A 13219-nucleotide genomic window follows, 5' to 3' on the forward strand; every position below is an offset into this window, starting at 1 on the left:
ACACCAATCATCCCCCAGCCTTATCGCGCACCATTCACCCCCAACCGTATTTATTGTGACCACAAGCCCCGTGCCTGACACTCAACCCATCCACCCCTAACCACCCCTGGAGTCCCCAATGAGTGAGCCTGTGCAGTTCCAAGACAAGGTCGTGATCGTCACCGGTGCCGGCGGCGGGCTAGGCCGCGCCCACGCACTCCTGTTCGCCAGACACGGCGCCAAAGTGCTGGTCAACGATCTTGGCGGCTCAACCCAGGGCGAAGGCGCCAACGCCTCGGCGGCCGACCGCGTCGTAGCCGAAATCCGCGAAGCCGGCGGCATCGCCGAGGCCAACCACGACTCCGTCACCGACGGTGACAAGATCGTCCAGAACGCCCTCGACGCCTTCGGCCGCATCGACGTCGTCGTCAACAACGCCGGGATCCTGCGGGACAAAACCTTCCACAAAATGGAAGACAGCGACTGGGACCTGGTCTACCGCGTACACGTCGAAGGCGCCTACAAAGTCACTCGCGCCGCCTGGCCCCATCTGCGTGAACAAGCCTACGGCCGGGTGATCTTCACCGCCTCCACTTCCGGTATCTACGGCAACTTCGGCCAGTCCAACTACGGCATGGCCAAGCTCGGCCTGTACGGCCTGACCCGCACCCTGGCGCTGGAAGGCCGCAAGAACAACATCCTGGTCAACGCCATCGCCCCCACCGGTGGTACACGCATGACCGAAGGCCTGATCCCGCCGCAAGTCTTCGAACGCCTCAAGCCGGAATTGATCAGCCCGCTGGTGGTGTACCTGGGCAGCGAGGCGTGTCAGGAAACCTCCGGGCTGTTTGAGGTGGGCGGCGGCTGGATCGGCAAGACCCGCTGGGAGCGCAGCCTGGGGGTTGGGTTTGATCCTGAAGCCGGGTTCTCCCCGGATGATGTCGCCGCCCACTGGCAGCAAATCTGTGACTTCGACGGGGCCGCTCACCCCAAGGACAACATCGAGGCCTTGAAGGAGATGATGGCCAACCTGCAGAAGTACAGCCTGTGATCATTACGTGAAAAAGTTTTAATCAAGCGGGGCGCCATGGCGCCCCGCTTTATTTCAGGCATAAAAAAAGCCGCTGCAAAGGCAGCGGCTGAAGTAAGACGTTTGATCAAGGAGCAATAAATCAACGTCAGTGAACACCGGTAACAGATTGAAAATATTGATCAATCCATAAAAAACTGGCTGTTCCTCCAGGTTCTGGAAGCAGGCGGTTTGCCCTGAAAGCCAGGCAAGAATAGGCTTTTGTTACAAAATGAAAAATAGCGATTCGAGACAAGGACTGTTACAAAACCCGCAACAGTGGCAATAACACCTCATCCATCCTCCTGATAATCCTTCATCCATCTCGTCCATGGCCTCTCCAGGACCCCGGCCAGAGCGCCCTCTCATCCTTTCGAGCGACAACACGAATACCTCCTTGGTGCGCTTATCGCTCCTGATCGCGGGCAGTAGGGTGGGGCCTTCTGTCACACCACCGGGGAAGACGCATGACAAAAACAACAATGCGCGCCATCTTCAGGCCACAGGCGCTGGCCGCTGCGGTTGCTTTGGGTTGCTGTGCCCAGGCGCAGGCTGTTTCGTTCAACATCGGCGAGATCGAAGGGCAATTCGATTCCTCGCTGTCGGTCGGTGCCAGCTGGGGCATGCGCGATGCCGACAAGAAGCTGGTGGGCATTCCCAACGGCGGAACGGGCCAGGCTTCCACCGGCGATGATGGTCGCCTGAACTTCAAGAAGGGTGAGACCTTCTCCAAGATCTTCAAGGGCATCCACGACCTGGAACTCAAGTACGGCGACAGCGGCGTGTTCGTGCGCGGCAAGTACTGGTACGACTTCGAACTGCAGGACGAAGACCGCGAATTCAAGCAGATCAGCAATAACCACCGCGACGAAGGCGCGCGCTCTTCCGGCTACGAATTACTCGATGCATTTGTCTATCACAACTATTCCATCGGCGATTTGCCGGGCAACGTGCGCGTCGGTAAACAGGTGGTCAGTTGGGGGGAAAGTACGTTCATCGGCAACTCCATCAACAGCATCAACCCCATCGACGTTTCCGCGTTCCGCCGCCCTGGCGCCGAGATCAAGGARGGCCTGATTCCGGTCAACATGGTGTTCGCCTCCCAAAGCCTCACCAACCAGTTGAGCGTGGAAGGTTTCTACCAGTTGAACTGGGAAAACACCGTGGTGGACAACTGCGGCACCTTCTTCGGTAACGACGTGGTGGCCCATGGCTGCAACGGCAACTACACCGTCGGCAGCCCGGCGATTGCACCATTGCAACCGGTAGCGGCGGCGTTTGGCCAGGGCTTCCAGGTTACGAAAGAAGGCGTAGTGGTGCAGCGTGCAAAAGACCGCGAGGCGCGCGATGGCGGCCAGTTCGGCATGGCGTTGCGCTGGCTGGGAGATGACACCGAGTACGGCCTGTACTTCATGAACTATCACAGCCGCACGCCCACCGTCGGTACCATCACCGCCAACACCAACCTGGCAACCATTGGCGCTATTGCCAACGCGGCCAACGGGATCGCCCCGGGTACCGGGGCCGGCCTGGCGCAAAGCACGATGCTCGGTCGCGGCCAGTATTACCTCGACTACCCGGAAAACATCCGCCTGTTCGGTGCCAGTTTCTCCACCACCTTGCCCACCGGCACCGCCTGGACCGGCGAAATCAGCTACCGCCCGAATGCTCCCGTACAACTCAACACCACCGACCTGACGCTGGCCCTGGTCAACCCGATTGCCGGCAACGCCGCTTCACCGATCAGCAGTTCCTTCGGTGCCGACAACGCCGGCTACCGCCGCAAGGAAATCACCCAGATCCAGAGCACCATGACCCAATTCTTCGACCAGGTACTGGGCGCCGAACGCCTGACCCTGGTGGGCGAGGCGGCCTTTGTGCACGTCGGCGGGCTGGAGGCGAAATCCAAGCTGCGTTATGGCCGTGACTCGGTCTACGGCCAATACGGTTTCGGCGGCGACACCGATGGGTTTGTCACGGCCAACTCCTGGGGTTATCGCGCCCGGGCCATCCTCGATTACAACAACGTATTCGCCGGGGTCAACCTCAAGCCCAACGTGTCGTGGTCCCAGGACGTCAGCGGCTACGGCCCCAACGGCCTGTTCAACGAAGGCGCCAAGGCCATCAGCGTCGGCGTGGATGCGGACTACCGCAACACCTACACCGCGAGCCTGAGCTACACCGACTTTTTTGGCGGTGACTACAACACCCTCACCGACCGCGACTTCATCGCCCTCAGCTTTGGCGTGAACTTCTGATTTGGCTTAAGTAAGGACAAGAGACTATGCGCAAAATGATTCTGCAATGCGGGGTGTTGGCCCTGAGCCTGTTGGCCGCCAACGTGATGGCCGCAGTGTCGCCGGAAGAAGCGGCCAAGCTCGGCACTACCCTGACCCCGGTGGGCGCCGAGAAGGCCGGTAACGCCGATGGTTCGATCCCGGCATGGACCGGTGGTATCCCGAAAAACGCCGGGGCGGTGGACAGCAAGGGTTTCCTCGCTGACCCGTTCGCCAATGAAAAGCCGCTGTTCGTGATCACCGCCGCTACGGTCGACAAGTACAAGGACAAACTGTCCGAAGGCCAGGTGGCGATGTTCAAGCGCTACCCGCAAACCTACAAGATCCCGGTGTACCCGACCCACCGCACGGTCAACCTGCCGCCGGAGATCTACGAGTCGATCAAGCGCAGCGCGCTCAACGTACACGCGATCAACGACGGCAATGGCCTGGAAAATTTCACCGGCAACCGCTACTACGCCTTCCCGATTCCGAAAAATGGCGTGGAAGTGCTGTGGAACCACATCACCCGTTACCACGGCGGCAACCTGCGCCGCATCATCACCCAGGCCACGCCGCAAACCAACGGCAGCTACACGCCGATCCGTTTCGAGGAAGAAGTGGCCGTGCCGCAACTGATCCCGGACATGGACCCGGTCAAGGGCGCCAACGTACTGACCTTCTTCAAACAATCGGTGACCGCCCCGGCGCGCCTGGCCGGCAACGTACTGTTGGTGCATGAGACGCTCGACCAGGTGAAGGAACCGCGCCTGGCCTGGGTCTACAACGCCGGCCAGCGCCGGGTACGCCGTGCGCCGCAAGTGGCCTACGACGGGCCGGGCACTGCGGCCGACGGCCTGCGCACCTCGGATAACTTCGACATGTTCTCCGGCGCCCCCGACCGCTACGACTGGAAGCTGGTGGGCAAGAAGGAGATGTACATCCCCTACAACAGCTACAAGCTCGACTCGCCGACCCTCAAGTACGATGACATCATCAAGGCCGGCCACATCAACCAGGACCTGACCCGCTACGAGCTGCACCGGGTCTGGGAAGTGATCGGCACGGTCAAGCCGAGCGAGCGGCACATCTACGCCAAGCGCCACATGTACATCGACGAAGACAGCTGGCAGGTGGCGCTGGTGGACCACTACGACGGCCGCGGCCAGCTGTGGCGTGTTGCTGAAGGTCACGCGCAGTTCTACTACGACCATCAGGTGCCGGCCTACACCGTCGAAACCCTGTACGACATCATCGCCGGGCGCTACATCGCCCTGGGCATGAAGAACGAAGAGAAGAGCAGCTTTGTGTTCGGCTTTGCGGCCAAGGCGGCCGACTACACGCCGGCAGCATTGCGCTCGGAAGGCGTGCGCTAAAACCTGATTGAAGTGCGATCAAACTGTGGGAGCGGGCTTGCTCGCGAAAGCGGTCTGTCAGTTAAAGCATCAGTGACTGATACACCGCCTTCGCGAGCAAGCCCGCTCCCACATTTACTGTGTTCCACCTTTAGAACGAGTGCCGGGTGGCCTTTTGGCTCCCGGCTTTTTTATGCCCGCCAATCAGCCTGCTGAATACTCCTCAACAACCGCCAGCCACAGGACTAGGGTAGGGCGCACGCCGCCTAATAATAAAAAACAGGGACGCAGTAATGACCGCCATGACCCGTTGTCTGGATCGTCCTGGATTCATGCCACGCTTGTCTCCCCATCATCTGTTGCGCCCGCGCCTGGCCGTGCCGCTGCTCAACGCCACTGCGCGGGTGAAGTTGCTCTGCGCCCCGGCCGGCAGTGGCAAGAGTGCATTGCTCGCCGAGTGCGCGTTGCAGGCGCCTTCGCAGTGCCAGGTGTACTGGTTGCCGCTGAATGGCGTGGCCTCGGATTTGTGTCAGCGCCTGGCGCAAAGCCTTGGCCTCGACTTTGTTGATGAGCCCACGTTGCTGCTGGCCCTGAACCGCTGGCAAGCGCCGGGCTGGTTGTTTCTCGATGACTTCTGCCGCGTGCCGGCGCCTGAACTGGATGGGTTGCTTGACCGCATCCTGGCCGCCAGCAGCCCGGCCTTGACCTGGTGGATCGGCGCGCGGCGGCGGCCGGCCTGCAACTGGCCCCGGCTGTTGCTTGATGATGAACTGTGGGAATGCAGCGCTGCCGAGTTGGCGTTTGACCCCAGCGAAATCCAGCACTTGGCCGGGCCCAGCGCCGACAAGGTATTGCAGTTCAGCGCCGGCTGGTGCGCCGGAGTGCGTATCGGATTGCTTGAAGGCGACGGGCACCCGGACAAAACCTTGCTCGACTACCTGCAACACGAACTGTTCACGGGCCTGGCGCCGGAATTGGCTGAGGCCTGGCGCGTGCTCGCGCACCTGCCACGCTTCAATCCGAGCTTGTGTGACCACCTGTTCGGCTTTGGTGACGGTGGCGACTACCTGCGAGACTTGCAGACGCTGGGCGCCTTTATCGAGCCCTGGGAAGAGTCCACCGACTGGCTGCAAGTCTTCCCGCCACTGGCCCAACTGATGCGCGCCGAACCCTGGCCAGCCAGGCGCTCCTGGCACCGGCGCGCGTGCCAATGGTTTACCGCCGCCGAGGACTGGCAGGCCGCGTTTGAGCAGGCGCTGCTGGCCGAAGAGTACGAAGTTGCCGTGAGCCTGTTGCAGCACTTCAGTTTTGAAGACCTGTTCCGCCAGCAAAATGCGGTGCTGTTGTTGCGCCTGCATGAGCAGCATGGCGATGAATTGATGCTGGGCTCGGCGCAACTGGTGGGCTTGGTAACGGCGGCGTTGCTGTTTGCCGGGCGTTTCGACCAGGCGGCGTTGTGCATTGACCAACTGGCGCGTTTCACTCCGCAACCGACCGCGCACCTGCAGCGTTATCTGCTGGCCCGCTGGCAGGCGCAATGGGGCTGGCTGTTGCATCTGGGCGGCGAAGCCGCACGGGCCCGGGAGCATTTTCTCGAAGCCCTGCAAGACTTGCCCGAGAGCGCCTGGACGTCGCGCCTGATGTGCCTGTCGGGCCTGACCCAGCAAGCCTTGCTGCGTGGCGAGCTGGACGTGGCCCAGGCGCTGAACCGCGAGGCGTTGTGCCTGGCGCGCTCCCACGGCTCACTGCTGTTGGAGGCATTGTTGGAGCTCGATCATGCGCAGTTGCTGGAGCAGCGCGGCGCGCCGTATCGGGCCCAAAGCCTGCTGGAGAATGTGCAGCGCATGCTGGTGCAACAGCGGCTTAAAGCCGGGCCGTTGATGGGACGGATTTGCTTGCGACGTGGGCACCTGGCGCTGCGCCAGGGCCACGACGCCGTGGCCGCCGAATGCTTCGAATCCGGCCTGGGCATGTGCCTGCACAGCCAGGACAAACGCGTGCTCTACGGCTACCTGGGACTGGCGCTATTGGCCGCCAACAAGGGCGATTACGCCCAGGCGTTTATCCAGTTGCGCGACGCTGAACGCCTGATGCAGCAACGCCAGGTGCCCGACACCGTCTATCGCGCCGTATTGCTGTTGCTCAGCGGGCATTTCTGGCTGCAACAGGGTCGCGCCGAACTGACCCTGGAGGCGGTGACCCGGGTGCTGCGGCACTACCGTGGCCCCAAGGCGAAACAAGCACCGCCGGCCACCCTGGAGTTGATCCCCAGGCTTGAATATTTGCAGGTGCTGGCCGAAGTGAAATTGCATCGCGCCGAAGAGCCTGTCGCCCGCCTGAGTGCGTTACTGGAGGCCGCCCGTCAGCGGGGCATGCTGTGCCTGGAAGCGGAGTTGCACTTGGTTCTGGGGGAAGTGGCCTGGGAAGTCGGCGATCGCCCGTTGGCCGTGCGCTCGCTGGAAGCCGGATTGGAACTGGCGGGGCGTTGCCAGGTACAGCAGGCGATTCGCGAGCTGCGCCTCAGGCAACCGGGGTTGTTGAGTGCATTGGGGCTGGAACCGCAGGAATGCCCGGCGGCGGCGGGGGAAAATCCCCTGAGCCAGCGCGAGCTTGAGGTGCTGCAACTGATTGCCCAGGGCAATTCCAATCTGGAAATTGCCAGCCAATTGTTTATCTCGCTGCACACGGTAAAAACCCATGCGCGGAGGATTCACAGCAAGTTGGGGGTGGAGCGGCGTACCCAGGCAGTGGCCAAGGCCAAGACGCTGGGCTTGATGGCTTGAAGCCATGCACTATTCGTCAAACAATGACGATCAAATGTGGGAGCGGGCTTGCTCGCGAATGCGGTGTATCAGTCACTGATGCTTTAACTGACAGACTGCATTCGCGAGCAAGCCCGCTCCCACATTTTGTTCTGTTGTGTGCCTGATACTGAGCGTTACGGCTGATAACCCATGCGCCAACTCACCGCCTGGGTCGCCGCCAGCAAACGCTTCGCCGCCGGGCCGTCTTCATCGGCATGGAACAGCGACGTCGGCCCCACCACGGTCAACACCGCCGCCACTTGCCCGACCGCGTTGAACACCGGCGCCGACAACGCGTCCACACCCGGCATCAGCAAACCATGCACAAAGTGCAAGCCGCGCTGGCGGATCTGCTCACAGGTGGTCGCGTATTCCTGGTCATCCGCCAACGCATGGGCGACGCCCGCCTGAATCTCCCGCTCGCGCAACTCCACGGTTTCCCGCGACGGCAGGAACGCACTGAACACCAGCCCGGTGGACGAACTGAGCAACGGCAACACCGAGCCCAATTGCGTGACCACCGTCACCGCGCGCACCGCCGGCTCGATATGCACCACCGTCGCGCCCTGGTTACCCCAGACGGCCAGGAAGCAGGTTTCATTCAACTCATCCCGCAGTTCCGCCAGGGGCAGGGCGGCGACTTTCAGCACGTCCATGCTGCCCAGCGCGGCCAGCCCCACGCGCAAGGCTTCACGGCCCAGGCCGTAATGGTTGGTGGCGGTGTTCTGTTCGGCAAAACCCGAGGCAATCAGCGCCTGCAAATAGCGGTGGACCTTGCTCGCCGGCATTTGCACGTGCTCGGCCAGGCGCGACAACGAGGTGGCCGGCGACAGTTCAGCCAGGGCCTTGAGGATGTCGGTGCCCACTTCAGCCGAGCGGACTTTCTGTTTACCGGTGTCGCGGGGGGCGGGCGGCTTTTCCATGGAGGGCATGAATCCGAAAGACGAATGGGCGTCTTTATAGCTTGACGGTCAACAGGTATCAAATTACGTTATGCGTAATTGGATTACGATAAAAACAACTTCCGCTCAGAGGATGATCCATGACCCTCGAATACCAATCGGGTTTTGGCAATGAATTTGCTACTGAAGCCTTGCCCGGTGCATTGCCCGTCGGCCAGAACGCCCCGCAGAAAGCGCCCTACGGGCTGTACACCGAACTCTTTTCCGGCACCGCCTTCACCATGGCCCGCAGCGAAGCCCGGCGCACCTGGTTGTACCGCATCCAGCCGTCGGCCAATCACCCGGCGTTCGTCAAGCTGGAACGGCAATTGGCCGGTGGACCGCTGGGCGCTGTGACGCCCAACCGCCTGCGCTGGAACCCGCTGGATATTCCGGGTGAGCCGACAGATTTCGTCGATGGCCTTGTAGGCATGGTCGCCAATTCCGGATCGGAAAAACCCTCGGGCATCAGCATCTACAACTACCGCGCCAACCGTTCGATGGACCGCGTGTTCTTCAACGCGGACGGCGAACTGTTGGTCGTTCCCGAACAGGGCCGCCTGCGCATTGCGACCGAACTGGGTGTGCTGGAAGTCGAGCCACTGGAAATCGTCGTGCTGCCCCGCGGCCTGAAATTCCGCGTCGAACTGCTGGATGCCCAGGCCCGCGGTTACGTCGCCGAGAACCATGGCGCGCCACTGCGCCTGCCGGACCTTGGTCCTATCGGCAGCAACGGCCTGGCCAACCCACGGGATTTCCTCACGCCCGTCGCCCATTACGAAGACCTCAAGCAACCGACCACGCTGGTGCAGAAATTCCTCGGTGAACTGTGGGGCTGCCAGCTCGACCATTCGCCGCTGAACGTGGTGGCGTGGCACGGCAACAACGTGCCGTACAAATACGACCTGCGTCGTTTCAACACCATCGGCACCGTGAGCTTCGATCACCCGGACCCGTCGATCTTCACCGTATTGACCTCGCCCACCAGCGTCCACGGCCTGGCCAACCTCGATTTCGTGATCTTCCCGCCCCGCTGGATGGTCGCCGAAAACACCTTCCGGCCACCGTGGTTCCACCGCAACCTGATGAACGAATACATGGGCCTGATCCAGGGTGCCTACGACGCCAAGGCCGAAGGCTTCGTGCCCGGCGGCGCGTCGTTGCACAGCTGCATGAGCGCCCACGGCCCGGATGGCGAGACCTGCACCAAAGCCATCAACGCGACGCTTGAGCCCCACAAGATTGATAACACCATGGCGTTCATGTTCGAGACCAGCCAGGTGCTGCGTCCCACCCAGTTCGCCCTTGAATGCTCGCAGCTGCAACCTTCCTACGACGCTTGCTGGGCCTCACTGCCCGCAACCTTCAACCCGAATCGGAGATAACCCATGACGCAGCCTAATCTCACCCGCAGTTGGGTGGTTTCCGCCAACGGTCACCGGGATTTCCCGCTGCAAAACCTGCCGTTGGGGGTGTTCAGCGTTAATGGCTCGGCACCGCGCAGTGGCGTGGCGATTGGCGAGCAGATTCTTGATCTGCACGCCGCGTTGGAATGCTTTGAAGGCGAAGCCCGCCGGGCCGTTGAAGCCACCGCTGGCGGCCAACTGAACGCATTTTTCGAACTCGGCCGTGGCCCGCGCGTGGCCCTGCGCGAACGCCTGCTGGAACTGTTGGCCGAAGGCAGCGACCAGCAAGGCAAACTGCAAGCTGCGCTGCACCCGGCTGCGGATTGCCAGATGCACCTGCCGGCCAGGATCAACGACTACACCGACTTCTACGTGGGCATCGAGCACGCGCAAAACGTCGGCAAGCTGTTCCGCCCGGACAACCCGCTGCTGCCCAACTACAAGTATGTGCCGATCGGTTACCACGGCCGCGCGTCGACGATTCGCCCGTCGGGCACCGAGGTCCGCCGCCCGAAAGGCCAGACCCTGCCAGCCGGCCAGACCGAGCCGACCTTCGGCCCTTGCGCTCGCCTGGACTACGAGCTGGAGCTGGGCATCTGGATCGGCCAGGGCAATGCCATGGGCGACTCGATTGCCATCGGCGACGCGGCTGATCACATCGCCGGTTTCTGCCTGCTCAACGACTGGTCGGCGCGGGATATCCAGGCTTGGGAATACCAGCCGCTGGGCCCGTTCCTGTCGAAGAGTTTCATCACCAGCATTTCGCCATGGGTGGTGACGGCTGAAGCCCTGGAACCGTTCCGCAAGGCACAACCGGCACGCCCTGAAGGCGACCCGCAACCACTGCCATACTTGCTGGACAAGCGCGACCAGGCTGCCGGTGGTTTTGATATCGAACTGGAAGTGCTGCTGACCACCGCCTCGATGCGTGAGCAGAACCTGCCGGCCCATCGCTTGACCCTGAGCAATACCCAACACATGTACTGGACCGTCGCGCAGATGGTTGCGCACCACAGCGTCAACGGCTGCCAGTTGCAGGCGGGTGACCTGTTTGGTTCGGGCACCTTGTCGGGGCCTGAAGCCGGACAATTCGGCAGCCTGCTGGAAATCACCGAGGGCGGTAAAAAGCCGATCGAACTGGCCTCCGGCGAGGTGCGGAAATTCCTTGAAGATGGCGACGAAATCATCCTGCGTGCCCGCTGCACCCGCGACGGTTTTGCCTCCATCGGCTTCGGCGAATGCCGGGGTACCGTGGTCGCGGCGCGCTGAGAGGGCAGGGCCATGGAACTCTATACCTACTACCGCTCCACTTCGTCCTACCGGGTGCGGATCGTGCTGGCCCTCAAGGGCCTGGACTTCACCGCCGTGCCGGTCAACCTGCTGGTGCCCAAGGGCGGCGCCAACCATCAGCCGGAGTATCTGGCGATCAACCCGCAAGGTCGCGTGCCGGCCTTGCGCACCGATGAGGGTGATGTGTTGATCCAGTCGCCGGCAATCATCGAATACCTGGAGGAACGTTATCCACAGGTGCCGTTGCTCTCCACGGATCTGGCAACCCGCGCCCATGAGCGCGCGGTGGCGTCGATCATCGGTTGCGACATCCACCCGCTGCACAACTCCAGTACCCAGAATCTGCTCAAGCAATGGGGGCACGATGAAGCGCAGGTGCTGGAGTGGATCGGGCACTGGATCAGCCAGGGGCTGGCGGCGGTTGAGCAGTTGATCGGTGATCAGGGTTACTGCTTTGGCGAGCAGCCGGGGATGGCGGATACGTTCTTGATTCCTCAGTTGTATGCGGCCGAGCGGTTCAAGGTGTCGCTGGCGGCATACCCGCGCATTCAGCGGGTGGCGGGGTTGGCGGCGCAGCATCCGGCGTTCATGGCGGCTCATCCCGCCAACCAACCCGATACCCCATAAATCTCCAGGCTCACACCGGCCAAATGTGGGAGCGGGCTTGCTCGCGAATACGGTGTATCAGTCAGCAGATGTATTGACTGGCCTACCGCTTTCGCGAGCAAGCCCGCTCCCACATGTGATCTTCAGCGTGTCCAAAATATATAAAAACAATACAGGTCCCTTGCGATGCACAATCAGATTGCCAGCTTTCGTGCGGCACTCGACGCCCGTCCGGTGTCGCGCTATCAGTGGTTGATTCTCCTGTTGCTGGCACTGTTGCTGGTCACCGATGGCTACGACGCCCAGGTCCTGGGCTACGTAGTACCGGCGCTGGCCAAGGACTGGGGCCTGGAAAAAGCCGCGTTCGGCCCGGTGTTCAGCGCCAACCTGCTGGGGCTGACGCTGGGCTCCCTGGCCGTCACGCCGCTGGCGGATCGCTTCGGGGTGCGGCGCATCCTGCTGTGCTGCGTGCTGATCTACGCCAGCCTCACGGTGCTGATGGTGTTCGCCAACTCTCTCAATACCTTGATGGCCGCCCGCTTTATCTGCGGCATCGGCATGGGCGGTGCAATGCCCAGCGCCATGGCCCTCATGTCGGAATACTCACCACCCCGCCTGCGAACATTGATGGTGACGCTCGCCGCCTGTGGCTTTTCTTTCGGCGGTGCGGCCGGTGGTTTTGTCGCGGCCGGGTTTATCGACAGTTTCGGCTGGCAGGCGGTGTTCCTCGCCGGTGGTGTGACGCCATTGCTGTTGTTTCCGTTTCTTGCCTGGATGTTGCCCGAATCCCTGCCACGCCTGCTGCGTGATGCACCGCCGTATGCGCGCCTGCAAAAAGTCACCGCGCGAATGCTGCCAGGCTGGCAACCGCCGCCAGCGAGCGAGGCTGAAAACCGCCAGGAGCAAGGCAGCAAACTGACGGTGGTGGAGCTGTTCCGCCATGGTTATGCGCGCCCGACCTTGCTGCTGTGGGCGACGTTTTTTGTCAGCCTGATCCTGCTGTATTTCATGATCAGCTGGCTGCCTTCGCTGTTGCTGGAAAGCGGCCTGGGCCTGAACGAAGCCAATCTGGTGACCTCGATGTTCCTGTTCGCCGGGACACTGGGCGCCATCGGCATGGCCTGGTTTGCCGACCGGCTCAAAAGCAAAGTGCGCCTACTGTCCGGCGTGCTGGCAGCGGCTGCGGTGTGCACCATCCTGCTGGGGCTGAATCACGACAATCCGCGCTATCTGGTGGCCTGCGTGTTTGCTGCGGGCTTCTGCATCATCGGCGGTCAACTGACCCTGAACGCGTTCGCCAGTAACTTCTACCCGGCTCACGTGCGGGCCACCGGTACAGGCTGGGCACTGGGTGTCGGGCGGTTCGGGTCGATCCTGGGGCCGCTGTTCGGCAGCCTGCTGCTGGCGATGCACATACCGGTGCAGCAGATTTTCTTCTTCTGCGCGATTCCGGCGGTGATAGCGGCGTTGTTGATTATCCAGGTGCGCTCGCC

Annotated in this window: 9 protein-coding genes; 8 read left to right on the plus strand and 1 reads right to left on the minus strand. The window is 62.0% G+C overall.

Annotated elements, in window-relative coordinates:
- Positions 1-118 precede the first annotated feature (118 nt).
- The 4 genes from JV201_RS04395 to JV201_RS04410 all read left to right on the plus strand — a co-directional run bounded on the left by JV201_RS04395 (position 119) and on the right by JV201_RS04410 (position 7462).
- Entirely contained in the window at positions 119-1030 is a 912-nt protein-coding gene (locus tag JV201_RS04395; RefSeq protein ID WP_008438591.1) for an SDR family oxidoreductase, read from the plus strand.
- A 485-nt stretch (positions 1031-1515) separates the two neighbouring features.
- The gene (locus tag JV201_RS04400; RefSeq protein ID WP_023659149.1) at positions 1516-3306 is read left to right on the plus strand and encodes a DUF1302 domain-containing protein; all 1791 of its coding nucleotides are present in this window, start codon (positions 1516-1518) and stop codon (positions 3304-3306) included.
- Positions 3307-3332: 26 nt separating this feature from the next.
- Positions 3333-4700: a DUF1329 domain-containing protein gene (locus JV201_RS04405; protein ID WP_003212808.1), complete on the plus strand. Its 1368-nt coding sequence runs from the start codon at positions 3333-3335 to the stop codon at positions 4698-4700.
- A gap of 272 nt (positions 4701-4972) precedes the next feature.
- Complete coding sequence (locus JV201_RS04410) at positions 4973-7462, plus strand: LuxR C-terminal-related transcriptional regulator (RefSeq protein WP_219406562.1); 2490 nt, start codon at positions 4973-4975, stop codon at positions 7460-7462.
- A 155-nt stretch (positions 7463-7617) separates the two neighbouring features.
- Here JV201_RS04410 and JV201_RS04415 read toward each other — a convergent pair whose 3' ends face one another.
- Positions 7618-8406, minus strand: a complete 789-nt coding sequence (locus tag JV201_RS04415) for an IclR family transcriptional regulator (protein WP_008438587.1) — start codon at positions 8404-8406, stop codon at positions 7618-7620.
- 119 nt (positions 8407-8525) lie between these two features.
- On the opposite strand from JV201_RS04415, the gene hmgA reads away from it, so the two are divergent.
- From hmgA to JV201_RS04435, 4 genes are all read left to right on the plus strand, one after another.
- Entirely contained in the window at positions 8526-9809 is a 1284-nt protein-coding gene (gene hmgA / locus JV201_RS04420; protein ID WP_219406563.1) for a homogentisate 1,2-dioxygenase, read from the plus strand.
- 3 nt (positions 9810-9812) lie between these two features.
- Positions 9813-11099 carry a fumarylacetoacetase gene (gene fahA / locus JV201_RS04425; RefSeq protein ID WP_102368145.1) on the plus strand — a complete coding sequence of 429 codons (1287 nt, stop codon included), beginning with the start codon at positions 9813-9815 and terminating at the stop codon, positions 11097-11099.
- Between the two features lie 12 nt (positions 11100-11111).
- The gene (gene maiA / locus JV201_RS04430; RefSeq protein WP_219406564.1) at positions 11112-11747 is read left to right on the plus strand and encodes a maleylacetoacetate isomerase; all 636 of its coding nucleotides are present in this window, start codon (positions 11112-11114) and stop codon (positions 11745-11747) included.
- Between the two features lie 165 nt (positions 11748-11912).
- Positions 11913-13219, plus strand: a 1307-nt coding sequence (locus JV201_RS04435) for an aromatic acid/H+ symport family MFS transporter (RefSeq protein WP_219407135.1), incomplete at its 3' end; no start/stop codon positions are given.

It is taken from the genome of Pseudomonas sp. Colony2 (assembly GCF_019382755.1).
Lineage (GTDB): Bacteria > Pseudomonadota > Gammaproteobacteria > Pseudomonadales > Pseudomonadaceae > Aquipseudomonas.